The 24796-nt window shown below is 64.5% G+C and carries 20 protein-coding genes and 4 pseudogenes; 12 read left to right on the top strand and 12 right to left on the bottom strand.

Going from position 1 to position 24796, the window contains the following annotated elements; genetic code table 11:
* Window positions 1–533, bottom strand: a pseudogene (locus RHBS_RS07755) (NmrA family NAD(P)-binding protein); the annotation flags it as partial.
* Window positions 534–646: 113 nt separating this feature from the next.
* On the opposite strand from RHBS_RS07755, the gene RHBS_RS07760 reads away from it, so the two are divergent.
* Window positions 647–1021: a helix-turn-helix domain-containing protein gene (locus tag RHBS_RS07760; protein ID WP_037194476.1), complete on the top strand. Its 375-nt coding sequence runs from the start codon at window positions 647–649 to the stop codon at window positions 1019–1021.
* 10 nt (window positions 1022–1031) lie between these two features.
* On the opposite strand, the gene RHBS_RS07765 is transcribed toward RHBS_RS07760, so the two are convergent.
* On the bottom strand, window positions 1032–1382 hold the full coding sequence (locus RHBS_RS07765) for a VOC family protein (protein ID WP_121870862.1): 351 nt from the start codon (window positions 1380–1382) through the stop codon (window positions 1032–1034).
* Between the two features lie 208 nt (window positions 1383–1590).
* Between RHBS_RS07765 and RHBS_RS07770 the strand changes: the two genes are divergently transcribed.
* Window positions 1591–2070: a DUF6764 family protein gene (locus RHBS_RS07770; RefSeq protein ID WP_121870863.1), complete on the top strand. Its 480-nt coding sequence runs from the start codon at window positions 1591–1593 to the stop codon at window positions 2068–2070.
* Window positions 2071–2415: 345 nt separating this feature from the next.
* Here the strand turns inward: RHBS_RS07770 and RHBS_RS07775 are convergent, their stop codons facing one another.
* From RHBS_RS07775 to RHBS_RS07785, 3 genes are all read right to left on the bottom strand, one after another.
* Window positions 2416–3435: a hemolysin family protein gene (locus tag RHBS_RS07775; RefSeq protein WP_121870864.1), complete on the bottom strand. Its 1020-nt coding sequence runs from the start codon at window positions 3433–3435 to the stop codon at window positions 2416–2418.
* Complete coding sequence (locus RHBS_RS07780) at window positions 3432–4835, bottom strand: hemolysin family protein (RefSeq protein ID WP_121870865.1); 1404 nt, start codon at window positions 4833–4835, stop codon at window positions 3432–3434. The genes RHBS_RS07775 and RHBS_RS07780 overlap by 4 nt, the downstream gene beginning before the upstream one ends.
* A 120-nt stretch (window positions 4836–4955) precedes the next feature.
* Window positions 4956–5318 carry a universal stress protein gene (locus RHBS_RS07785; RefSeq protein WP_121872675.1) on the bottom strand — a complete coding sequence of 121 codons (363 nt, stop codon included), beginning with the start codon at window positions 5316–5318 and terminating at the stop codon, window positions 4956–4958.
* A gap of 199 nt (window positions 5319–5517) precedes the next feature.
* On the opposite strand from RHBS_RS07785, the gene RHBS_RS07790 reads away from it, so the two are divergent.
* The 3 genes and pseudogenes from RHBS_RS07790 (at window position 5518) to RHBS_RS07800 (ending at window position 8504) form a co-directional block, all read left to right on the top strand.
* Window positions 5518–6450, top strand: a complete 933-nt coding sequence (locus RHBS_RS07790) for a tripartite tricarboxylate transporter substrate binding protein (protein ID WP_237669086.1) — start codon at window positions 5518–5520, stop codon at window positions 6448–6450.
* Window positions 6447–6983 (top strand): tripartite tricarboxylate transporter TctB family protein, encoded by a 537-nt coding sequence (locus RHBS_RS07795; protein WP_121870867.1) that lies wholly within the window; start codon window positions 6447–6449, stop codon window positions 6981–6983. Before RHBS_RS07790 ends, RHBS_RS07795 begins: the two co-directional genes overlap by 4 nt.
* A gap of 16 nt (window positions 6984–6999) precedes the next feature.
* Window positions 7000–8504: pseudogene (locus RHBS_RS07800) on the top strand (tripartite tricarboxylate transporter permease).
* Between the two features lie 61 nt (window positions 8505–8565).
* Here the strand turns inward: RHBS_RS07800 and RHBS_RS07805 are convergent.
* Window positions 8566–9638 (bottom strand): annotated as a pseudogene (locus RHBS_RS07805) (alkene reductase).
* Between the two features lie 199 nt (window positions 9639–9837).
* The gene (locus RHBS_RS07810) at window positions 9838–12018 is read right to left on the bottom strand and encodes a glutamine synthetase III (RefSeq protein WP_121870870.1); all 2181 of its coding nucleotides are present in this window, start codon (window positions 12016–12018) and stop codon (window positions 9838–9840) included.
* Between the two features lie 190 nt (window positions 12019–12208).
* Between RHBS_RS07810 and RHBS_RS07815 the strand changes: the two genes are divergently transcribed.
* Window positions 12209–12676, top strand: coding sequence for an SRPBCC domain-containing protein (locus RHBS_RS07815; protein WP_128645275.1), 468 nt, complete (start codon window positions 12209–12211; stop codon window positions 12674–12676).
* 23 nt (window positions 12677–12699) lie between these two features.
* Entirely contained in the window at window positions 12700–13140 is a 441-nt protein-coding gene (locus tag RHBS_RS07820) for an SRPBCC family protein (RefSeq protein WP_128645276.1), read from the top strand.
* A gap of 4 nt (window positions 13141–13144) precedes the next feature.
* Here RHBS_RS07820 and RHBS_RS07825 read toward each other — a convergent pair whose 3' ends face one another.
* The gene (locus tag RHBS_RS07825) at window positions 13145–13966 is read right to left on the bottom strand and encodes a class I SAM-dependent methyltransferase (protein WP_128645277.1); all 822 of its coding nucleotides are present in this window, start codon (window positions 13964–13966) and stop codon (window positions 13145–13147) included.
* A 141-nt stretch (window positions 13967–14107) separates the two neighbouring features.
* Between RHBS_RS07825 and RHBS_RS07830 the strand changes: the two genes are divergently transcribed.
* Both RHBS_RS07830 and RHBS_RS07835 read left to right on the top strand, forming a co-directional pair.
* Complete coding sequence (locus RHBS_RS07830) at window positions 14108–14995, top strand: DUF5996 family protein (protein WP_128645278.1); 888 nt, start codon at window positions 14108–14110, stop codon at window positions 14993–14995.
* Window positions 14996–15104: 109 nt separating this feature from the next.
* The gene (locus RHBS_RS07835; RefSeq protein ID WP_128645279.1) at window positions 15105–16457 is read left to right on the top strand and encodes an MFS transporter; all 1353 of its coding nucleotides are present in this window, start codon (window positions 15105–15107) and stop codon (window positions 16455–16457) included.
* Between the two features lie 91 nt (window positions 16458–16548).
* On the opposite strand, the pseudogene RHBS_RS07840 reads toward RHBS_RS07835, so the two are convergent.
* From RHBS_RS07840 to RHBS_RS07855, 4 genes and pseudogenes are all read right to left on the bottom strand, one after another.
* Window positions 16549–17989 (bottom strand): annotated as a pseudogene (locus RHBS_RS07840) (fatty acid desaturase).
* A 24-nt stretch (window positions 17990–18013) separates the two neighbouring features.
* Window positions 18014–19111 carry a ferredoxin reductase gene (locus RHBS_RS07845; RefSeq protein WP_187298412.1) on the bottom strand — a complete coding sequence of 366 codons (1098 nt, stop codon included), beginning with the start codon at window positions 19109–19111 and terminating at the stop codon, window positions 18014–18016.
* Window positions 19112–19210: 99 nt separating this feature from the next.
* Entirely contained in the window at window positions 19211–20806 is a 1596-nt protein-coding gene (locus RHBS_RS07850; protein WP_128645280.1) for an FAD-dependent oxidoreductase, read from the bottom strand.
* A gap of 38 nt (window positions 20807–20844) precedes the next feature.
* Window positions 20845–21750: a diiron oxygenase gene (locus RHBS_RS07855; RefSeq protein ID WP_128645281.1), complete on the bottom strand. Its 906-nt coding sequence runs from the start codon at window positions 21748–21750 to the stop codon at window positions 20845–20847.
* Window positions 21751–22012: 262 nt separating this feature from the next.
* On the opposite strand from RHBS_RS07855, the gene RHBS_RS07860 reads away from it, so the two are divergent.
* The 3 genes from RHBS_RS07860 to RHBS_RS07870 are packed head-to-tail and all read left to right on the top strand — an operon-like array spanning window position 22013 to window position 24716.
* A complete protein-coding gene (locus tag RHBS_RS07860; RefSeq protein ID WP_128645282.1) occupies window positions 22013–22678 on the top strand; it encodes an HAD-IA family hydrolase in 666 nt (221 codons plus the stop codon).
* Between the two features lie 29 nt (window positions 22679–22707).
* Complete coding sequence (locus RHBS_RS07865) at window positions 22708–23919, top strand: sedoheptulose 7-phosphate cyclase (RefSeq protein WP_121870880.1); 1212 nt, start codon at window positions 22708–22710, stop codon at window positions 23917–23919.
* Entirely contained in the window at window positions 23916–24716 is an 801-nt protein-coding gene (locus tag RHBS_RS07870) for an O-methyltransferase (RefSeq protein ID WP_187298413.1), read from the top strand. The genes RHBS_RS07865 and RHBS_RS07870 overlap by 4 nt, the downstream gene beginning before the upstream one ends.
* Window positions 24717–24796: the final 80 nt, after the last annotated feature.

Genomic DNA, 24796 nt, shown 5'->3' on the forward strand with positions numbered 1-24796 from the left:
TCGGCGAAGTCGACGCGAGGACGCGGCGGCGAGCTTGCCGTTGCCGGCCGCACCGAGGAGCACTCCGCCCTCGATGGTCTGTGCGAGCGAGCGAGGTAGTTCTCCCAGTACCAGCCGTTGCGCAGGAATACCGCGGGAATGCTGGACGCGGTGAGGCGTTCCTCGGTGGCCTTGTGCTCGGGCGCGAGGCTCACTCCGGACGTATCGGCGGCGAGCAGGCTGGTGTAGGCGATGAGGCCCACTCCGGCGGCCTCCGCTGCCTCGATCACGTTGGTGTGCTGCGCAATTCGCTGACCTACTTCCGAACCCGAGACGAGCAGCAGCTTGTCGATTCCCGCGAGAGCCGCCGTCATCGCGACGGAATCGGAGTAGTCGGCGACCCGAACCTCGACGCCTCGTTCGGCCAGCGGCGAGGCCTTGTCTGCGTTTCGGACGATCGCAACCATCTCGGCGGGTGCGACGCCACGCTCGATGAGTGCGTCGACGACGAGTCCGCCGAGGTTGCCCGTTGCTCCGGTTACCGCTGTGGTCATGATCGAGCTCCTGAGGTTGAGGTTTCAAGTACTCGCTCACTATGCACTTACTTTTCGTGCAGTGCAACCCCCGAAGTCATCACTCACTCTTTCGCATGCACTAGCATGGCGATATGCCAGAGCCCACGGAATCACTCGAAGCGTCCGTCTTCGCGCGTGACTGTGCATCGAGGCAGACATTGCAGAACGCCACCAGCAGGTGGGGTGTGCTCGCGCTCGCCGCCCTCACCGAGGGCGACTACCGATTCAATGCGTTGCGCCGTCGCGTCGACGGCGTCAGCGAACGCATGCTCTCGCAGACCCTCCAGACCCTGGAGCGGGACGGCCTCGTGGTGCGCACCGTGCAGGGGACCATCCCACCGAAGGTGGAGTACAGCCTCACCCCGCTGGGCCGCGACGTCGGCACCCGATTGAGCGGTCTCATCGAACTCATCGAGGGCAACATGCCTGCCGTCCTCGAATCACGCGCCGAACACGACGCCCGCTGATCGGCCGGCTTCACGCGGGAGGCGTCACCAGGCACCACTCGTTGCCCTCGGGGTCGAGGAGCACCTGAAAGGTTCCCGCTGCGTCGGAGTGTCGGTCGCCGAGCACCCTCGCACCCAGTGCCACAGCCTGCCCGACGGCATGGTCGATATCCGATACGTCGACGTCGAGATGGAGTCGGTTCTTGCCGGCTTTGCCCTCCGGGACTCGCTGAAACGCCAACCGAGTGAACCCGGGGACGTCGACGAAATGCCACGAGTCGTCGCGCACCCTCGGCTGTCCGCCAAGCACCCCGGCCCAGAATTGCGCCAGCAACGCCGGCTCTCTGCAGTCGAAAACGACCTCGTCGATGCGCCCGATCATGGCCTCATCGTAGAGACCGGCGCGTCATCCGATTGCGTTATCGCAGCGTTACTTTACCGAGACGTTTTCGAGATCACGATGAACCCGCGCCGCGTTCGGACCCGTCGAGACTCGACGCCAGGACGTGCGGGCCGTCCGCAACATCGGCCCGGCGACCGACACGCTCGGCACACCGGTGCCGACGCACTGATCTGGGGAGGCATTCACCATGTTCCACACCAAGAGGATTGTCGGCGGAGCTGCAGCATTCGGATTCGCGTGTGCGTTCGCGGCACTGGTACCCGGGACTGCATCCGCAGCGCCGGTCGCCTGCACCACCGCACCGGGAGGGGCCGATATCGCTGCGCTCGTCGGAGGATCGCAGTGCGACAGCTCGGCAGACGTCGCGAGCGCGGCAGCCGGCCTCGGGCTCGAGGGGTGGGGTTCGGCCGAGGCAATGAACAACGCAGCAGCCCTGGCACTCGGACTGAACGGTGGAACTGCAGTCAGCAACGGCAGTTTCGGTGGCGCGCCTGCAGCGATCGCCTTCGGCCCCGGTGCCGTCGCACAGAACACCGCGGCCGGCCTCGGGCTCTCCATCGCGGTGGCAGCACCCGGCTCCACCATCACCCTCACCCCGACCGGCGCAGTGTGCGACGGTGCCGGAATTGCCGGCAGCTTCACCACCCTGCAGGGCTGCATCGGCTGACGTGTGCCCCCGGGGGGGACTCCGCGAAGTGGGGTGAGCCGAGTGGGCGATATGGATGTCACCGAAGGCCGCGTGATCTACAGTCTGGGTGACCTACAGTCTCGGTCACCCACAGTCTCGGAACGCGAGTCGGCAACGGCCCGCTGAACAAGGAGTTCGACGGCAATGATGTCCTACCTGCTCTACGACGTTCTGCTCCCCCCAACTCGGCCACGACGTCGCGTCGTACTGGGCACACCTGCTGGTTGTCGCCCCGGTCTGAAATCTACGACCCGACACGACAAAGGCATCCCCGCTCGGCCACGCAGGCCGGGCGGGGATGCCTCGTTCGAAACCGGAACCGAATCAGACGGGCTGGGGCAACAACCGGGTCAACACATCGGACAAGGTCACGACGCCGACGCTGCGCGCCGGATCGTCCGCCGCCGCCGAACCGTCGACCACCAGTGCCAGGTGATGCCGGGTCTCGCGCATCGACTGCAGGGCAACGTATACCGGCGTAGTCGCCTCCAGCGTGTATGCCGGACGCGTGATCTCGGCCAGGGTCTGCGGAGAGGTCAACGTGTCGCGCACGTGCACCACGCCCTTGACCACGTCCGCGTCGCTCACCAGGATCCGCAGATGGCCCGAGCGACGCGAGGCCTCGCGCACGTCGGCGATGGTCGCCGACGACGGCACCGACGTGGGCTTGCCGAACTGGCGCACCAGGTCGCCGACGGTCAGTTCCTGCAGTTCGAGCGCACTCGAGATCTGCGCCTGGTAGCTGGCGTCGAGAGCACCGACGTTCACCGAATGCTCCACCAGCTGACGCAGATCGTCCGCGTTCTGGCCCGTACCCACGGTGTCGGCCGGCTCGACGCCGACCCGCCGCAGGCACCAGTTGGCCATGTTGTTCAGCGCAGTCAGCACCGGACGGGTGAGGAACATGAACCCGCGCATCGGGATTGCGAGCATCGTCGCGGACTTCTCCGGATGGGCGATGGCCCAGGACTTCGGAGCCATCTCACCGACCACCAGGTGCAGGAAGGTGACGACGATCAGCGCGAGCACGAAGCCGAGAACGTCGGCGAACCAGTACGGCAGGCCACCGCTTTCGAACAGCGGCGTGAGCCAGTAGTGCACGGCCGGTTTGGTCGTAGCACCGAGACCGAGGGTGCAGACCGTGATGCCGAGTTGGGAGCCGGCGAGCAGGACGGTCAGCTCGGAGGAGCTGCGCAGCGCTGCACGCGCAGAGCGTGAATTGGGAGCCGCGTCTTCGAGCCGATGCCGCTTGGCTGCCAACAGCGCGAACTCGACGGCCACGAAGAACGCACTGGCAGCGATGAGGCCGATCGTGACGGCCAGGAAGACCCAGATGTTGCTCATCGGTGCACACTTTCCTTCGTCTCGGCCGACTCGTCGTCGTGCTCGGGGTCACGCTCGCCGAGCGTCAGGGTCAGCAGGGACGGGACGTGGCTGTCGATCTCCTCGATCTCGAGGATCACGAAGCGAACGGGACTCTCCTCGTCGTTCGCCAGATCGGCGTTGTCCGGTGGTAGGTCCACTTCGATCCGTTCCCCGACGTCGGGGAGAGATCCGTTGTGCGCGATGGCGAAACCGGCGATGGTCTCGTAATCGCCCTCGGGCAGATCGATACCGATGGCGCGTTCGACCTCGTCGACGTGCACCTCGCCGGCCATGGTCCAGCTGCCGTCGTCGGCACTGACCGGGCTCGGATCGGACAGGTCGTCGTCGTGCTCGTCGGTGATCTCGCCGACCAGTTCCTCGGCCAGGTCCTCGATCGTGATGACGCCGGTCAGACCGCCGTATTCGTCGATCACACAAGCCAATTGGTTCTTCGTCGAGCGCAACTCGCGCATCGCGTCGGGCAGGCTCTGGATCTCCGGGAGAATCAACGCATCACGCGTGAGCTCGGAGATCGGGGTGGAACCCGGCACCGTCGCGGACAGGACGTCCGCGAGATGGACCACGCCGACGATGCCGTCGTCGTCGTCGAGCACCGGATAGCGAGAGTGTTCCTGCCCCATCAGTGCAGCGACCTCGGCGAGGGTGTCGGTATCGCGGACCGTCGCCGAGCGCGAACGCGGAATCATCGCGTGTTCGACTGTGCGAGTAGGGAAGTCGAGGATGCGATCGAGCAGCGTCGACAACTCGTCGGGCAGATCGCCGGTCTCGCGCGAATCCGAGACGATGTGCTCGAGGTCGCGCAGGCTGGCCGAATGCTCCACGTCGTGCACCGGCTCGATCTTGAGCGCCTTGAGCAACAGGTTGGACGACTGATCGAAGATGGTGATCAACCAGCCGAAGAGCTTGAGGTAGATGGTCGTCGACAGCGACAGCCATCGGGCCACCGGCTCGGGACGAGCGATGGCGAAGTTCTTGGGGAACAGCTCGCCGAACAGCATCTGCACGAACGTCGCGAACGTGATCGCCAGCACTGCGCCCAGGCCGACACCGACTGCCGTCGGAACTCCGACGCCGCCCAGTATTGCGCCGAACGACTGACCGATCAGCGGTTCGGCCACGTAGCCGACCAGCAGGCCGGTGACCGTGATACCCAACTGGGCACCGGACAGCATGAACGACGTGCGCTTGGTGACGGTCAAGGTGCGCGCGGCGACTGCGTCGCCGGCCTCGGCGCGAGCCTTGAGACGGGACCGGTCGACGGTCATGTACGCGAATTCCTGGGCTACGAAGTAGCCGGTCGCGACGGTGATGAGAAAAACGACGAGCAGGCCGAGCAGAAGAGTGAGCAGAACGCTCATTCGCCGGACACCGCCTCGCACGTAGTAGCCGTAGTGCGGGGAGCCGTGTCCGGCCCGGGTTTATCGCTGTCCATGATTCCTCGGGGTCGTATGGTGTGAAGTTTGTCCGATACTACCGGGTCACGGTGCCTTCACGACGAGTACGGGAACCGGGCAGTCCAGGAGCACCCGCTGCACGGTGCTGCCCATCAGGAACTTGCCCACCGCGGATCGACGCTTCGAGCCGATGACGACCATGCCTGCACCGACGTCGGCAACGAGGTCCACCAACGCACCCGCCGGGTCGCCGCCGTCCGGTTCGACGCGCACGGTCGTCGCCTTCCCGGGAAGGGCTCGCTCCACTTCCGCCTGAGCCGCGCTCTGGTCCTCCGCCGATACGGAATCGCGGTCCACCACGGACAATACGATCAGCTCGGCCTGACGCAGCTCGGCCTCGGCGGCACCACGTCGCAACGCTTCCTGCCCCTCCGGTGTGTTGCTCATCGCTACTGCCACTGCGCTCGCTACCGACACGGTGTCTCCCGTTGCTCGAATCCATCGAAGATCGTCCTCGATGTTGTGAACTGGACTAATCCGACAGACTGTATCTAACCTGACGCTGTGACACACCACACGAAAGGTCTCTGATGGCGATATCGCCCACACTGTTACGAACGGCCGGAGCTTGGTGGTGGTGGGAGCGGTGACCGTCGCGGGAATCGACGCCGCCAACAGCGCCAGCGGCTCCGATGCCCGCGCCAAGCTCACGTTGATCGCACCGGCCGCTGCGGGCGGCGGCTGGGATCTTGTCGCACGTGAATCGCAGCAGGCACTGCGCAGCGACGGCATCGTCAACAACGCCCAGGTCGTCAACGTCCCCGGTGCAGGCGGCACCATCGGCCTGAGCCAGCTCGACAACCTCAGTGGGCAGCCCACCACCGTCATGATCACCGGCACCGTCATGCTCGGCGGTATCGCGATCAACAACTCCGAGACGACTTTGGCCGACACGGTCCCGATCGCAAAACTCGCCGAGGACTTCGAGGTGTTCGTCGTCCCGAAGGATTCACCGATCCAGAATCTCGAGGACATGATCGAGGCGTGGCGAGCCAACCCCGGCGGACTGCCGATCGGTGGTGGCTCCCTCGGCGGAATCGACCACATCGTCGCGGGTCAGCTTGCACAGGAAGCCGACATCGACCCCGCCGCAATCAATTACATCGCCTACTCCGGCGGCGGTGAAGTATTGACTGCCCTGCTGTCCAACACCGTCGGCGTTGCGGTCAGTGGCTTCAACGACTTTCGCGATCAGATCGAGGCCGGCAACGTGCGAGCGCTCGCCGTGGCCTCACCCGAACCGCTCGAAGAATTCGACGTGGACACGTTCATCGAACAGGGCTACAACGTCGACCTGGTCAACTGGCGCGGAATCGTTGCCCCGCCGGGCATCTCGGACGAGGACCGACAGACTCTGATCGACATCGTTTCCGAGATGGTCGAAACCGAGCAGTGGGCGACGGCCGTCGAACGCAACCGTTGGAAGGAATCGGTTCTGACCGGGGACGAGTTCGGTGAGTTCCTCGAGGTCGAGCAGACACGCATCACTGGACTTCTCGAGGAGTTGGGGCTGGTATGACAACGACGACTACCGATACGGACACCGGCACATCCCGATCGTTCTGGACGGGCCGCAGTGGACTGATCGTTCCGGCGCTGCTCGTCGCACTCGGAGCCTTCTTAGTCTACGGCACCATCACGATGGACGTTCCATCGACCGCCACATCACCAGGCCCACAGGTCTTTCCGGCCATCGTTGCGGGCGGCTGTTTCGTCGTCGCCCTGCTGGTCACCATTCAGCTGCTGGTCAAACCCGACACCATCGACCGCGGTGTCGACGCCGACGGCAAGCCGCACACCGGCACCGTCAGCAACTGGCGCACGCTGTCGATCACCGTCGGATCGGTGGCCGTGTTCATCGCTCTGCTCGATCCGCTCGGCTGGGTTCTTGCCGGTGCCATCCTGTTCTGGGGTGTCTCGGTCGGATTGGGTGGCCGCCGGTACGTGTTCGACGCGGCCATCGCGCTACTGGTCTCGAGCGCGATTCAGATTGCATTCTCCGCGGGCCTCGGCCTGACCCTGCCCGGCGGCGTTCTCGCCCAGATCTTCTGACGGAGCTGACTTCACGATGGATTCATTGAGCAATCTGATCGACGGGTTCGGCACCGCGCTGACACCGATGAACCTGGTCTGGGTATTCGTCGGCGCGCTGCTCGGCACAGCCGTCGGCGTCCTCCCCGGTCTCGGCTCTGCCATGGCGGTGGCCCTGCTGCTGCCCGTCACCTTCACCCTCGACCCCACCGCCGCGCTGATCATGTTCGCCGGAGTGTATTTCGGTGGTCTGTTCGGCGATTCGATCTCCGGCATCCTGATGAACACCCCCGGCAACAGCACCGCGATCGCCGGGACGTTCGAGGGGCACCGGATGGCCAAGAACGGCCGGGCCCCACAGGCTTTGGCCACTTCGGCCATCGGAGCGTTCATCGGCGGCATCGTCGCCACGACCCTGGTGGTGTTCTTCGCTCCCACGCTCGCGTCGTTGGCGACCAACTTCGGCCCGGCCGAGTACCTCGCCCTCGCGGTGTTCGCGTTCATCGCAACCTCGGCGGTGGTCTCGGACTCCGCATTGAAGGGCCTGACCGCACTGCTGATCGGCCTCACCCTGGCCGTGATCGGTATCGACGGACCCTCGGGCGCTTCACGATTCACGTTCGAGGTACCTGCGCTGTTCGACGGCATTCACATCGTCGTGATCACCGTCGCGATGCTCGCGCTCGGTGAGGTCATCCACATCGCGTCCAAGATCGGTCGGCCCGAGGACCGCAGCCTCATCAAGTCGCAGGGACGCCCCTGGCTGAGCAAGGCCGAGTTCCGCGATGCGATGCCGGCCTGGTTACGCGGCACGGCATTCGGTGTGCCGTTCGGTGTGATCCCCGCGGGCGGTGCCGAAGTGCCGAGCTTCCTGGCGTACGGCACCGAGCGCAGGCTCGATCGCAAGCGCGAGAAGCCGATGTTCGGCAAGGGCGCCATTCGCGGTGTCGCTGGACCGGAGGCCGCGGGAAACTCCACGGCCGGAACGGCCATGGGAGCGCTACTGGCTCTGGGTCTGCCGACCTCGGCGACGGCGGCCATCATGTTGGCTGCCTTCCAGCAGTACGGCATGCAGCCCGGACCACTGCTGTTCGAGCGCAGCGGCGACATCGTCTGGGCCCTACTGGCCAGCCTGTTCGTGGCGATGATCGTGCTGCTGATCCTCAACCTGCCGTTCGCACCGTTGTGGGCGCAGCTGCTCAAGATCCCGAAGAACTACCTCTACGCCGGCATCTCGGTGTTCGCCGCCCTCGGCGTGTACGCATCGAGTGCTCGATAGTGGATCTGATCTTCATGCTCGGGCTCGGCATCGTCGGATTCATGATGCGCCGCTACGACATTCCGTTGGCACCGGTGTTGATCGCGGTGATCCTCGGCCCACTGGCCGAGGAGTCGCTGCGACGCGCACTGGCCGTCAGCGAGGGTGACCCGTCGATCCTGGTCGGCAGCGCGATCACCATCGTGCTGTACGCACTGATGATCATCGCCGTGGTGTTCTCGATCGTCAGCAAGGTCCGCGCCCGCAAGACCGCGGACTTCTGAGTGCGCTCCGCGCAGTGGTGTGTTCAAGTGCCCCCTGGGGCACTCAACCGCACCACTGCCGCTAGGCACTGAACGCTGGGTAGTCCGTGTAGCCCTTGGCACCGTCGGTGTAGAACGTGCTCTGATCCGGCTCGTTCAACGGCAGATCCTCACGCCAGCGGTACGCGAGGTCGGGGTTCGCGATCGCCGGACGCCCGACGACCACGGCGTCGCCGATACCGTCCTCCATCAGTGACAGAGCCTCGCCGCGGGTGGTGATCTCACCGAAGCCACTGTTGACGAGCACCGGTCCGCCGAACGCCTGCCGCAGATCCTGGACGAGCTCGCCCGCCGGATCCTTGTGCAGCACGCTGAGGTACGCCAGCCCCAGCGGTGCGAGCCGCTCGACCAGGGCACGGTAGGTGGCACGCACGTCGTCGGAATCCGTCTCGAGCGCATCCTGGATGTTGTGCTCGGGTGAGATGCGAATTCCCACCTTGCCCGCTCCGAGCGCGTCGGCCACTGCTTCGACCACCTCGGCCACGAAGCGTGCCCGGTTCTCGGGCGAGCCGCCGTACGCGTCGTCGCGCTGATTGGAGGCGGGCGAGAGGAACTCGTGCAGCAGGTACCCGTTGGCACCGTGGACCTCGACGCCGTCCATTCCGGCCGCGATCGCATTCTTCGACGCCTGCACGAAATCTGCGATCACCGAGGGCAATTCGTCTTCACGCAGCGCACGGGGAGTGGGGTACGGCTTCTTGCCCTCGTAGGTGCGGGTCTCGCCGTCGATGGCGACGGCACTGGGTCCGACGACCTCGTGGCCACCCGTCGTCGCCTCGTGCGTCACTCGACCTGCGTGCATCACCTGCGCGACGATCGATCCGCCGTCGGCATGCACTGCGTCGGTGACGTTGCGCCAGCCGGCGATCTGCTCGTCCGTCACCAGCCCGGGCTGGCCCGGAAACCCCTGGCCCGCGTGGCTCGGTAGGTGCCTTCGGTAACGATGAGACCGAGGGATGCGCGCTGCTTGTAGTGCTCGACCACCAACGGGCCCGGCACTCCGTCACGTCCCGAACGCACCCGCGTCAGCGGGGCCATCACCAGCCGGTTGTCGAGCTTCAGGTCACCGAGCGTCAACGGGGAAAACAACTTCATGGATCTCTCTCCTCACGAGTGCGTGCACAGTCTTTGCCACTGCTCACTCGAAACGACGGAGTTCCACGAAGCTATTCCGGTCCGAGACATTGCTCACCCCGAAAACAACAGTGGTGTGACTGAGTGCCACAGACGGCACTCAGTCACACCACTGCCCTATCTGGTCGTTCCGCAGGCTCCACTCCTGCCCGCAGCGCACTCAGAGGATGTAGAGCATCTCCTGGTAAGTCGGCAGCGGCCAGAGATCGTCGGCCACCATCGCTTCCAGGGTGTCCGCTGCCGATCGAACGGCGGCCATCGCGGGCAGCAGTTCGTCCTTGGCGTGTGTGGCCTCGGCCAGAGCGTCGCCGCCCGGATCCGCCTCGAGAGCGGACTTCAACGTCGCCAGAGCCGCGTGCAACTCCGACAGTGGAGCCGAGACTGCCTGTAGCGCAGTCATGTCCACGTCGTCGACGCCTGCGCCCTTGAGCGCGCTGACGTTGTGCGCCAACTCGGTCTGGTAGCGCACCGCAGCGGGCAGGATGGACGTCTGACCCATCTCGAGCGTCAGCCGCGCTTCGACGAACACGGTCAGCGCGTACTGCTCGAGCCCGATCTCGTAGCGCGAGTGCATTTCTCGGTGGTTGAAGACCTTGTACTTCTCGAACAGCTCCATCGCCGAGTCCGAGATCAGCTCCGGCAAGGCGTCGAGCGTCGTACGCAGGTTCGGTAGGCCGCGTGACTCGGCCTCGATCTGCCAGTTGTCGGAGTAGCCGTCGCCGTTGAACACCACCGCGCCGTGTTCGGTGATGATCTCCGTCAACAGATTCTGCACGGCCGTGTCGAAATCGGTGCCGTCGGCGACGGCCGCTTCGAGGTTGGTCGCCATGTAGTCGAGAGCCTCGGCCATGATCGTGTTGATCGTGACCATCGGACCGTTGACGGTCTGCATCGAACCGGGGGCGCGGAACTCGAACCTGTTGCCGGTGAAGGCGAACGGGCTGGTTCGGTTGCGGTCGCCGGGATCGGTCGGCAGCACGGGAAGGGTGTCGGCACCGATCATCATGGTGCCCTTGCCCTTCGACGACGTGGCGGCACCCTTGGCGATCTGATCGAACACGTCGGCGAGCTGATCGCCGAGGAAGATCGAGATGATCGCGGGCGGAGCCTCGTTCGCGCCGAGGCGGTGATCGTTGGTCGCCGACGCCACCGAGGCGCGCAGCAGACCGCCGTACTTGTGCACCGCGCGGATGACGGCGGCACAGAAGACGAGGAACTGCGCGTTGTCGTGTGGGTTGTCGCCGGGAACCAGCAGCGATCCCAGGTCGGAGTTTCCGAGCGAGAAGTTGACGTGCTTGCCGGAACCGTTGACGCCCTCGAAGGGCTTCTCGTGGAACAGGCACTCCATGCCGTGCTTCTTGGCGATGGTCTTGAACGTCGTCATCAGCAGTTGCTGGTGATCGGCCGCGATGTTTCCACGCTCGAACATCGGGGCGATCTCGAACTGTCCTGGTGCGACCTCGTTGTGCCTGGTCTTGGCCGGGATGCCGAGCTTGAACAGCTCGCGTTCGGTGTCCATCATGAAGCCGAGCACACGCTCGGGGATGGCACCGAAGTAGTGGTCGTCGAACTCCTGGCCCTTGGGCGGCTTCGAGCCGAACAGGGTGCGGCCCGCGTTGAGCAGGTCGGGTCGGGCGAGGAAGAAGTGTCGGTCGACGAGAAAGTACTCCTGCTCGGGACCACAGAACGAGACGATGTTCTCGATGTTCTCGTGGCCGAAGAGCTTCAGGATGCGCTCGGCATGGCCGCCCATCGCCTGCTGGCTGCGCAGCAGCGGCGTCTTGTGGTCGAGGGCTTCACCGGTCATCGAGACGAACACCGTCGGGATGCAGAGGGTGTTGCCGTTCGGGTTCTCGAGCACGTAGGCCGGGCTGGTGACGTCCCAGCCGGTGTATCCGCGTGCCTCGAACGTGTTGCGCAGGCCGCCGTTGGGGAAGCTCGAGGCGTCGGGCTCGCCCTGGATCAGAGTCTTGCCCGCGAATTCCGCGAGTGCGCTGCCGTCACCGACCGGGTCGAAGAAGCTGTCGTGCTTCTCGGCCGTCAATCCGGTGAGGGGGTAGAAGACGTGCGCGTAGTGCGTCGCGCCTTTCTCGAGAGCCCAGTCCTTCATTGCCGACGCGACAGCGTCGGCGACCATGGGGTCGAGCTTCTTGCCTTTGTCGATCGTCGCCATCACCGACTTGAAGACCGATTTGGGCAGACGCTTCTGCATGACGACCTTGCTGAAGACGTTCTCACCGAATATCTCGCCCGGCTTCTCGTCTCCGACGAAGCTGACCGCAGGCGGTACATACGCCTCGACGTCTTTGATCGCCTGCAGGCGGACGGTATTTCCACTCATGGCTACCCCTTGACAAGGTGCTGCTCCGCAGCTGGATTTTGCGGAGTCCGACTCGGCGACTGTACGAATGCGACGTGGCGGTCGTGTTTCGTCGTTGTGTCCACTGCGAGGCAAAAACGGCGATCGGAGTTTCTTTCCGCGCAGACGGGGGTAACTCCGTAGCCAGCGTAAACAACCGAAAGCGAGCCCCATGACCGACCAGCTGACCGTCCGCCGCGAGATCGACGCTCCCCCTGCCTCGGTGTTCACCGCACTGGCCAACCCCGAGGTTCAGGCCGCTGTCGACGGCTCGGAAATGCTGCGCGGCGCGATCGACCCGACGCCGCTGGGAGCCGTGGGCGACACCTTCGCAATGGACATGTACCAGCCGGAGCTCGGCGAGTACGTCATGGAGAACACCGTGTTCGTGTTCGAACAGGACCGGCGCATCGGTTGGATTCCTCGTCGTCAGGGCATGGAGCCTCGCGGTACGCGGTGGTCCTGGGAGCTCGACGCGGTCTCGGAGGATCGCACCGCGCTGACTCAGGTCTATGACTGGTCTCGCGTCACCGACCCCGAGTTTCGGAAGATGGCCGGATTTCCTCGGGTGACCGAGGACCAGATAGTCGACACCATGCGCCGCCTCGCCGACCATCTCGGCGTCCGCCTCGAAGACTGATCCGCACAGAAAGAGAGAGCTTCATGGTCGACGTCACCAGAACATTCACCGCCGAAGTCATGATCGAGAAGGCCGCGGCCTTTCTCCGAGACTTCTCCAACGCGACGGCGTGGGATCCCGGGACGCAGAGTTGCACACAGATTTCCGACGGTCCGGTTGCCGTCGGCACGCAGTGGCACAATGTCTCGAAGTTGTTCGGTATCACCACCGAACTGACCTACACGTTGGTCACCGACGAGCCCCATCACATCGTGCTCGAAGGTGAGAACAAGACGGCCACCAGCGTCGACGACATCACGTTGACCGCCGAAGGATCACACTCGACCCGAATCGACTACCACGCGAAGGTCGAATTCAATGGTGCCGCCAAGGTAGCCGGACCGTTTCTGAAAGCGGGATTCGAAGCGAAAGTTGCTCCGAAGACGGTGGAGAAGATGACCGAGGCGCTCGAGCGACTGGGCTGAGGCCCTACTTACGTGCGACGACGGTGAAGTTGTCCGCCGAGCTCGCCAGGGCATCGGGTGCCACGATCGAACCGTCGTCGGCGAAGATCTCGGAGATGGTGAACCCGGAATCGGTCACCAGTCGTCGCACGTCCGCCAATGTGGTGAAGTGCATGAACGGAGCGAAGTCGTGCGCAGCGAGCGGAGCGACGGCCCACGTTCCGCGATCGACGACCCTCGAGCGCGCAGACCACCAATTGGCAACGCTGCGAACGACTCCGGCGGGATCGAGCAGTCGCCTGCCGATGGCCGTCACGACGCGCGCGAGTGAGAACGTGAACCGTTGGGTCGGCCTGCTCAACTGAAACGGCTTCTCCCCGAACGACGGTCCGTTGCGGTTGAGCGTGGAGAACACCAGAATTCCGGACTCGCCGAGAACTCGGTGGAATTCTGCGAGTACCCGAACCCGTTCGTCATGTGTCACGGTGTCGATTCCGTTGTTGCTGAACACCACCAAGCCGAACTCGCCGTCGGTGAAGTCCGCCAGATCGCGTGCATCGGCAACGTGTGCGGGCAGGTCGGGGAAATTCCGCCGAAAGCCCTCGATCATGTTCGGTGCGTAATCGATCGCGACGTAGCGGTCGCTGAGCAATCGCAGCAGCGCCGTGGTTCGGCCACTTCCGACGCCCACGTCCAGCACCGGCGTTCCGCGAGCAACCCCGGCTGCCGCGACCAGAGCCGCTGCCTCCCCACGGTCGAGAAACCCATCGGTGGGACCGGCGTACTCCACGTATGCAGCGGCTACCCGCGCGCTGTCGAACACGTCTCGATTGTGGTCTATGGACATACGATCACCTCCGCTTCACCGACCGCAGACACAGGCGCCCCGCCCCTGGAGCAGACGGTACCGGCGAACCCTGAGGTGCGCCTGAGGCCGAGTACGCACCGAGTGTGGCCTCCGCCACCGCCGAGCGTGCATCATCGACACATGACAACTTCTCACGACGCATGGCCTCGGCTCGAGGTGGACAGCTGGGTGGACACTCGCGACACCGTGCACCTGTGGACCCAGATCGTCGGAAAGACACGAATGGCGTTGTCGCCCTCGATCAATCACTGGTGGGGCGTTGCGCTGTACGTCGACGCGTCGGGCCTGACGACGTCGCTGATGCCGCTCGGCGATCGGGGGCTCGAGATTCGCTTCGATTTCCTCGAGCACCGGCTGATACTCGCCACCACCGACGGTGAGCGACGGAGCATGAAGCTCGAACCGCGTACCGTCGCCGACTTCTACGCCGAGTACCTCGACCTGCTGACGCAACTGGGCGTGGACGCTCCGATGGTGGGCGTGCCCGTCGAGTTGACGCACGCCACGCCGTTCGCGGAGGACGTCTCGCATGCCTCGTACGACGCGGCCGCGATCGAGAAGTTCTGGCGATCGCTCGTGAGCGCACATCGGGTGTTCTCGGCCTTCCGAGCCGACTTCCGCGGGAAGTCCAGTCCGGTGCACTTCTTCTGGGGCGCTTTCGATCTCGCGGTCACTCGATTCTCGGGTCGCCCCGCACCACAGCACCCGGGCGGAATTCCGAACTGTCCGGACTGGGTGATGCACGAGGCCTACAGCGACGAGGTCTCCAGCGCGGGCTTCTGGCCGGGCGGTGCCGCAGAGGGCGTGTTCTACGCCTACGCGTATCCCGATCCGGAGGGGTACGACAGCCATCCGGCCGTCACTGCCCCGGCGTACTTCGATCGCGATCTCGGCGAATACGTCCTGCCCTATCGGTCGGTGCGCACCGCCGAGGATCCCGACGCCGTGCTCAGGGCCTTTCTCGAGCAGACCCACCGAGCGGCCGTCGAGACCGCCCGTTGGGAGTAGTCCTCGACCGGTCCCCCATTCGGGGGTATTCGTGGGGTGACCCGAGTCACTACCGTTCGTCGCACTCGGTATCGCGCATTTACCCGATACCCGACAAAACGGAGGAACCATGACCACTGTCTCACCCGACGACCCGGGTGTGTCCGCATCGACGCCACCTGCGGTGCAGACCAAGACCAGTGTCCGCCGGGTCGCTGTCGCCAGTGGCATCGGCACGACGATCGAGTTCTACGACTTCTTCATCTACGGCACCGCAGCCGCGCTGGTTTTCCCGACGATCTTCTTCCCGGCCCTCGGCTCCACCGCAGGCACTGTGGCCTCGTTCGCGACGTTCGCGGTCGCGTTCATCGCCAGGCCCGTCGGCGCAGTGCTGTTCGGACACTTCGGTGACCGTATCGGTCGCAAGAAGACCCTGATCTCGACGCTGCTGCTGATGGGGGTGTCCACGTTCGCCATCGGTCTGCTCCCCGGCGCGGAGACGATCGGCGTGGCCGCTCCGATCATCCTGGTGCTGCTCAGATTCGGGCAAGGGTTCGCGGTCGGCGGTGAATGGGCCGGCGCGACCCTGCTCACGGCCGAGTACGCACCGCCCGGCAAGCGCGGGTTCTACGCGATGTTCCCCCAGCTGGGACCGTCAGCCGCCTTCATCTTCTCCAGCGCGACATTCCTCGCGACCGGTCTGCTGCTCGGCGATACCAACGAGACGTTCCTCAATTACGGTTGGCGAATCCCGTTCCTGCTCAGCGCCGTTCTGGTGCTCATCGGCCTGTACATGCGGTTGGCCATCGAGGAGACCCCGGTCTTCCGCGCCAACAAGCTCGCCGAGGAGCAGGCACCGGCGAACGCGGCTCCGACGAAACTGCCGATCTTCGACGCCTGGCGCATCCAGAAGCGCGAAATCATCACTGCTGCAGGCGCATTGGCATCCCTGTTCGCCTTCTTCTACATGGGGACCGCGTACCTGACGAGCTACGGCACCAAGACCCTCGGATTCGACCGCCCGTTCGTGCTGATCACCGGAATCGGCGCCGCGGTCATCTTCGGAATCGCCATCGCGGTCTCGGCGACCTACTCCGATCGCGTCGGCCGACGGCGAGTGATCATGGGAGCGTGCATGCTCGCGATACCCTGGTCGATCGCACTGTTCCCCGTTCTCGACACCGGGTCACCCGCAGCATTCGTGATCGGCATGTGCGTCACGCTCGCCATCTTCGGAGTGGCCTACGGACCGACAGGAGCCCTGCTCCCCGAGCTGTTCCAGACTCGATTCCGTTACACCGGAGCAGGTTTGGGCTACAACCTCGCCGGCGTTCTCGGCGGCGCGATTCCTCCGATGCTCGCGGCACCGCTCACGGCTGCATTCGGCAGCATCTCCATCGGCGTCATGCTGGCCCTGCTGTCGGTGCTCAGTCTGGTGTGCACCAAGCGGTTGATCGAGACCAAGGACGTCGACATGACCTGATCGACCGCAACGACGGAACCCCCACAACGAAGTACCGCGGCCACCCGATGATCGGGTGGCCGCGGTACTTGGTCGGTTCGAGCGGCGATCTCTAGTCGTCGCCGCGGGGCGGTGGCTGAACATCGACGCCGCCGGAGTTGTGCTCCGGTCCGGCCGCAGGGTGGCCGGCGGGGACGCGACCACGCGTCTTGGCGGCCTCGCTGTCCTTGGTGGCACCTCGGCGAACTTGCGACGCCAGCTCTCCTCGGGACGGTAGGGGCCCGGCTTCGGCCGAGTCTTTCCGCCCGGGAACGCCAACCGGGCGATGGTCCGCTGGACCATTCCCCACTGCTGAAAGAACGGTCCGGTGTTGTAGGGCAATTCGTAGCGCTCGCAGATGTCCTTGATCTTCGGCGCGACGTCCGAGTACCGAGTGCTGGGCATATCCGGGTACAGGTGATGTTCCACCTGGTAGCTCAGGTTGCCGCTCATCAGGTGGAACAGTGGTCCGCCGTCGATATTGGCGGCACCGACGAGCTGACGGACGTACCAGCCGCCGCGAGTCTCGTTCTCCACTTCTTCCTGGCTGAAGGTGTATGCCTGATCCGGGAAGTGACCGCAGAAGATGATGGCATTCGACCAGACGTTACGAATGATGTTGGCGGTGAAGTTCGCGGCCACCGTCGACAGGAACGTGCTCTCGACCCCGCTGAACCGGCTGTCCAGCAGTGCCGCGGTGCGACGATTCTTGCCGAACCGTGCGGAGCCACGCAGCTTGGACGCCAGACGAGACCTCTTGCTCTCGGGCAACCGGCCACCCGAGGCCAGCTGCGCCAGCGCGAACGCACCGGCGCTGATGATGGGCCAGCCCACGTAGTCCTTGACGAACTGCTTGCGTGCCTTGACGCCGATGCCCTTGAGATCCTCGACGAGATCCTTGACCGGCTTCTCGCCGCGTCGGATGGCTTCGATGTCCAGGTCGTGCAGCGCCACGCCCCACTCGAAGAACGCCATCAACAGAACGTTGTAGAACGGCTGGGCCAAGTACGCGGGGTGCCACTTCTGCCGCGGATCGATACGCATGATCTCGTACCCGAGATCCTTGTCCTTGCCGCGAATATTGGTGTAAGTGTGATGCACATAGTTGTGCGAGTGCTTCCACGAGTTCGCGGTGGAGGCGGTATCCCAGTCCCACACGGACGAATGGATCTCCGGATCGTTCATCCAGTCCCACTGACCGTGCATGACGTTGTGGCCGATCTCCATGTTCTCGAGGATCTTCGCGATCCCGAGGCAGGCGGTGCCCGCCAGCCAGGCCGGCTTGCTGGTGGATCCGAGCAACAACACCCGTCCCGCGACCAGCAACTGGCGCTGGGCTGCGATCACGAGGTGATGTACTTGCGGTCCTTGTCGCCGAGGCTGGCGTACACCTCGTCGTGAATGGCGTCGAACTCCTTGGCGAGTTCGGCAATGGTCTCGCCACTCAGGTGCGCCAGTGGGTTCACCGGCTCGTCACTGGTCGTGGTGCGCCTGGTGGTTTCGTCGATCGTCATGAATTCCCCTGTTCGATGTGTTGATCAGAGTTCGATTTCGATGTCGCCCTCAGCAGTGTTGACACAGATCCGAACCGCTTGCCCCGTAGGTTCGGAGATATCCCCGTTACGTAGGTCACGTAAACGCCCCTTTTTCAGGGTACCCACGCAGGTGTGGCAGATGCCGATGCGGCAACCGAACGTCAGATCCAGTCCGGCTTCCTCACCTGCGGCGAGAATCGTTGTGCCACCGTCGCATTCGACGTCCTTCTTGCTGTTGATGAACTTGACCGTGCCGCCCTCACCTGCATCGTCTCCGCCGCCGATGACCGGCTGAAAACTCTCGTGGTGGAACTTGTCGTAGTCCCCCTGGTCTTTCCAGTAGGAACGCAGATCGTCCAGATGTTCACCCGGTCCGGAGCAGAATGCTTCGCGATCACGCCAATCCGGGACCAACTCGTCCAGTTCGGATGCTTTCATCCGACCTTCGTCGCTGGTGATCCGCAACTTCACCGTCAAACCGTCGTGTTTGGCGTCGAGCTCGTCGAGCGTCTCGGCGAACATCAACTGCTTGCGGTCGTGCACCGAGTGCACCACCACGACGTCGCGCACCTGATCGTGGTGATCGAGGGCGCGCAACATGCTGATGATGGGCGTGATTCCACTGCCCGCGCTGATGAAGACCATTTTGTCCGGAATCGGGCTCGGCAGGGTGAATTCACCCTCCACCTCGCTGAGCCGAACGATGTCTCCGGTCCTGATCGTTCCCACCAGGTACGGCGAGACCGTCCCTGAGGGCACGAGCTTGGGGCTGACACTGACCAATCCGTCCACCGGGTCCGGATCGGAGGTGAGTGAATACGCCCGCCAGTGATAGCGGCCGTCGATCAGCACCCCGAGCCGCACGTACTGTCCCGGTGTATGGCCCTGCCACTCGAAGCCGGGCCGGATGTAGACCGAGACGGCCTCCGAGCCCTCCGGTGTCACCCGCTCGACCTTCCCCCGAAGCTCGCGGGTGGTCCACAGCGGATTGATCATCGACAGATAGTCGTCGGGCCGGAGCGGATTGAACAGAGATCGGACTGCGCGCAGCATCGTCCGTCTCACAAAAGAAACCTGGGGCTTGGCCCCCCGTTCAGCCATACTCAACGGTAACCCCGCGTGGACAGCTGTGCACCGAAATTGCTCAGACTCGAATGAGACTGCTACACAAGGTGAACAGAACCTGCCGATACCGACCGGTCAGCGTGCTCGCGACACCCTGTCGCCCAGCGCCGCGCTCACTTTTCCGTACCATCCGAGTGGACGAGCCGGGCCCCGGGTCGGCACATCGGCAAGCAGTGCCTCGGCGGTTTCCTCGGCGTCGATCTTGTTGTCGCCGATGCCACCGGTGGCACCTCGCTTGGCCCATCCGACGACGTAACACCCTGGCACCGGAGTGCCGTCGGCAGTGGTGATGCGACCGCCCACGTTGCGAATGGTGCCGGTGATGTCGTCGAACGGAATACCCGGCGACGGCGTTCCGCGGTAGCCGATGGCGAGCAGTACCAGCTCGGTCTCGAGCGACACCGCTTGCTCACCGACACCGACCTCGATGGACTGCACCGAGCCGCTGCCGTGCAGGGCGGACGGTGCCCGGCCGAACGCGAAGACGATACGGCGACCTTCCGTGTTTCTGGGTCGCTCCGCAGGCTCCACTCCTGCAATCCCGGGTCGCTCCGCAGGCTCCACTCCTGCAATCCCGGGTCGCTCCGCAGGCTCCACTCCTGCCCGCGATCCCAGCTCGACTCGCGTGGCCCCGGCCAGAGCCGATGCTGGAGCGGACAACGGTAGGCGATCGATCGCGTCGACGATTCCGTCCGGTCCCGCCACGACGACATCGACGCCGACGCGGTCGACCAGCGCCTTGCATTCGGAACGGGTGAAAGCGGCGAACTCCGGACCACGACGGGCGAGGACCACGACCTCGTTCACCCGATGGCGACGCAGCTCGGCCAGAGCGTGCGGGGCGATCTCGGTTCCGTCGAGCCCGTCCGGGTCGGCAGTGAGGATGCGTGCGGCATCGAGTGCGACGTTGCCGTTTCCGATGATGGTGACGCGGTCGACGCCGGTGAGATCGATCGCGTCGGCGGGCACATCGGGGTGGCCGGTGTACCAACCCACCAGAGTGCGCGCGCTGACGGATCCGTCGAGGTCGATGCCGGGAATCTCCAGTGCTCGGTCCTTGTCGGCACCGACGGCGTAGACCACCGAGTCGAACTTTCGGGCCAGTTCGACGTGGTCGATGTCCTTACCGACCTCGACACCGAGCTTCATCGTCACCCGTGGATGGACGAAAATCCCACGGAAGTGCTCGCTGATGCGTCGGGTACCCAGGTGATCGGGAGCGACGCCGTAGCGGGCGAGACCGCCTGCAGTGGGCAGCCGATCGTAGAACGTGACGTTGGTGCCGGGCACGCGCAGCAGCGCCTGGGCGGTGTAGCACGCGGCCGGTCCGGTCCCGACGATGGCGATGTCGATCGGCGGCAGGTCGTTGACCGTCGCCACCGGGAATCGGGGCGCGCCCCACTCCGCCACAGCGGGCTTGTCCTTGTAGTAGTCGGCGTTGATGTCGGCGTAGATCTGCTGGTCCGGCGTCAACCTCGAGACGCGAGTGATCGCGTCCACCGGGCACGCGTCGGCGCAAGCCCCGCAGTCGATGCACGAGCGCGGATCGATGTAGAGCAGCTCGGTCTTGCCGAAATCCGGCTCGTCCGGCGTCGGATGTATGCAGTTGACGGGGCACACCGACAGGCAGGATGCGTCGTTGCAACAGTTCTGCGTGATCGCGAACGGCATTGTTATCGGATGTCCTTCACGGCCTCGAGCGGTATTTGTCAGAGCATGTGCAGGCGACGGTAGATCATCTCGGCCGGCTTGGTGACCAAACCGCAGTCGAGAAGAAATGCCATCAGGTGCTCGCTCGAGGTGCGCATCATCGTGTGGTGGTGAGCGTTGTTCTTCGCTTCCTTCACCGCACGGTCGACGTCGAGGCCCGCTGCTGCGTAGACCTCCTTGTTGACCATGTTGGACACGATCAGGCGAGCCGCGATCGCGACGACGAGCGCGCTGGCCTTGCGGCGAGCGGGGCTCTTCCCCGCGATGTCCTCACGCATCTGAGCGCGCGCGAAGGTCATGTGCCGCGACTCTTCCACGACGTGGATCTTGCTGGTGGTGCGCACGAGCGGCAGCACGTTCTCGCCGCGCATCCAGTCGCGCTGCATGACGTCGAGCACCTCTTCGGCGACGAGGATGCCGCCGTAGGCGATCTCGGCGGACGCGAGGGCCTTGAAGCCGCGGCCGAGTTCGATGCTCGATCGACGCGGGAGGTATGCCTTGATGCCCATCTTCTGGCAGGCGCGGGCGAACATGATCGAGTGACGGCACTCGTCGGCGATCTCGGTGAGCGCGAACTGGAAGTCCGATCCCGAGGAATCCTTGCAGTACTGATCGCGCAGAACCATCTGCTGCAGGATCATCTCGAACCAGATGCCGGTGCTCATGATCGAGCAGACCTCGTGGCGGGTGAGCGTGATCCGCTGCACCTCGCTCATCTCGTCCCACAGCTTCGTGCCGTAGAGAGTGCTCCACTCCGGGTTCAGTCCGTAGAGGGAGGGATCGAGATCGGCTTCCCAGTCGACCTCCTCGGACGGGTCGTACGACAGCTGGGCGGCGGAATCGAGCAAACGAGCGGAAACGTCCTCAGGCTCGAGAACGTCGTTCCTGGAGAGTGTGCTGGTCATCGCCGTGGTTCCTTCCATCGTCGAAAATCTGTAGGTAACTGTTACGGAGATTACCAGGTACTCGGCGACACAGGTAGTCGCTCGGGCAAATTCCCTGAATTCGTTCCCCTCGCCGCGCGACGCGCGCTCTCGCAGCCGGACGAAAAATAATTCGAAGGTTTCCGATTCGGTTCCGGTGGGGCATACCCCCGCAACCAACTCACCCCATCGCGCATGCGCGAGACGTTGACTGGTACAACGTCTCTCGCTCCGAAAGGCAACCATGCCCGCAATTCTGTTCGGCTCGATCAGCACACTCGTCGACACGTCCGAACTGCAGCGCCGCTCGTTCAACGAGGCCTTCGCAGCACACGATCTGAACTGGAACTGGTCCCGCGACGACTACCGGGCCATGCTCGGATCGAACGGTGGTGCCGACCGCATCAGCGAATACGCGTCCGAGGCCGGTACCGAGGTGGACGCCGCCGCAATACACGCCAGCAAGTCGGAGATCTTCCAACGGCTGATCGGCGAATCGGACGTGAAGACGCGTCCGGGCGTCGCCGACACGATCGACTCCGCGAAAGCGAACGGCCTCAAAGTCGGCTTCGTGACGACGACCTCGCGAGAGAACATCGACGCGCTGCTTGCCGCTCTCAGTCCCGAGCTGACGGCCGACTCGTTCGACATCATCGTCGACGCGACCTCGGTCGAGCCCGGAAAGCCCGATCCCGCCTCGTACGAATACGCCCTGAAGACGCTGGGAGAGAGCGCGTCCGACAGTGTGGCCATCGAGGACAACGCCGGCGGAGTCCAGGCCGCCGTCGCCGCGGGCATCACCTGTGTGGCATTCCCCAACGAGAACACCGCAGGAACCGAATTCGTCTCGGCCACCGAGACCGTCGATGCACTCGATCCCGAGCGCGTCCGAGCTCTGCTCTCAGTCTGACCTTCCATACAAACCTCCAGGAGTAACCAGTGAGCAATCTTCAGGCCCAGGTCGTTGCCGGGGACAGGTCGTTTCGCGTCGAGGGATACGAGCGCATCGAATACGACCTGATCTATGTCGACGGAGTGTTCGCAATCGAGAACACCGAATTGGCCGACAGCTACCGGCCGTACGGTCGCGCGCTGATGGTCGTCGACGAATCGGTACACGACATCTACGGCGACCGGATCAGCGCGTACTTCGATCACCACGAGATCGCACTGACGGTGGTTCCGGTTCACATTGCGGAGACCGCGAAGTCGCTGGAGACGTTCGAGCGCATCGTGGGAGAGTTCGATGCGTTCGGTCTGGTCCGCACCGAGCCGGTGCTCGTGGTGGGCGGCGGACTGACGACGGACGTAGCGGGCTTCGCGTGCGCCAGCTACCGTCGCAACACCCCGTACATTCGGATTCCCACCACACTGATCGGCCTGATCGACGCGAGCGTGTCCATCAAGGTGGCCGTCAATTACGGAAAGCACAAGAACCGCCTCGGTGCCTACCACGCGTCGCAGAAGGTGCTGCTGGACTTCTCGTTCCTCGGCACGCTGCCCGAGGATCAGGTGCGCAACGGCATGGCCGAGCTGATCAAGATCTCCGTCGTCGGCAATCTGGAGATCTTCGAGATGCTCGAACAGTACGGTCCTGAACTGCTGCGAACCCGATTCGGTCATCTCGACGGAACAGCGGAATTGCGTTCGGTCGCAGACAGACTGACCTACTCGGCAATCGCGACGATGCTCGAACTCGAGGCACCCAATCTGCACGAGATCGATCTCGATCGCGTCATCGCCTTCGGCCACACGTGGAGCCCGACACTCGAGCTGACCCCGCCTGCCCCCTTCTTTCACGGCCACGCGATCAACATCGACATGGCGCTCTCGACGACCGTCGCCGAGCAACGCGGACACCTCTCCACGGCCGACCGCGACCGGGTACTGGGCGTGATGTCCAGCATCGGCCTGGCCCTGGACAGCCCGTACCTGACACCCGAGTTGCTTTCCGAGGCAACGGCATCGATCCTCAAAACCCGCGACGGCATCCTGCGCGCCGCGGTTCCCGATCCGATCGGTACGTGCCGCTTCCTCAACGACCTCGACGCAGCCGAGCTGGCCGACGTTCTGACGCTGCACAAGAAGATCTGCCTGGACTTCCCCCGGGCAGGCGAGGGCCTCGACATGTTCACCGCGCCGACGCCGTGACGAAGGCCCCGCGACCGGTGACCCCGACGACAATTCTGGCGCGCGAGCTGAGCGAGATAGCCGATCTGCTCGACGCCGGCACCGGGGTCACCGACGAGTTGACCACCCGTGTTCATCGAGCCCGCGATCTCGCCGCGGGACTCGACCCGTATCTCGACACCTGCACCACCTCCCAATCCGCAGCGCTGGCGACTCTGGCGTCGCGGACCCGCACCGAGGACTGGAGATCACGTGACGTCGTCTCCGGCTCGGGGCCCCTGGAGATGGAGATGCTCTCCGGCCACGTGGAGGGACGCTTCCTTGCGTTCCTCGTGCACATGACCGGGGCGAAGCGGGTGCTCGAGATCGGTATGTTCACCGGCTACTCGGCTCTGGCGATGGCCGAGGCTCTGCCCGCAGGCGGAGAGTTGGTCGCGTGCGAGGTGGATCCGTACGTGGCCGAGTTCGCGCAGTCCTGCTTCGCGGAATCACCTGCGGGCTCGTCCATCACGGTGGAGGTGGGGCCGGCACTGGACACCCTGCGCCGGCTGGACGGACAGTTCGATCTGGTCTTCGTCGACGCCGACAAGACCGGATACCGCGCCTACCTGGAACATCTGCTCGGTAGCGAGTTGCTGGCCGAGAACGCCGTGATCGCCGTCGACAACACTCTGTTGCAGGGCGAGCCGTACAGCGAACAGCCGTCCGAGAACGGCCGTGCCGTCGCCGAATTCAACGACTACGTGGCGAACGACCCTCGCGTGGAGCAGGTTCTGCTTCCTCTGCGCGACGGCGTGACGCTGATCCGTCGAACATGATTCGTACGGTTGCCGCGCTTGTCGGCCTCGCGGCCACCCTCCCCGTCGACCTCGTGGCGGCGGGGGTGGCCGCCGTACGA

The organism is Rhodococcus sp. BS-15, assembly GCF_000813105.1.
Classification (GTDB): domain Bacteria; phylum Actinomycetota; class Actinomycetes; order Mycobacteriales; family Mycobacteriaceae; genus Rhodococcoides.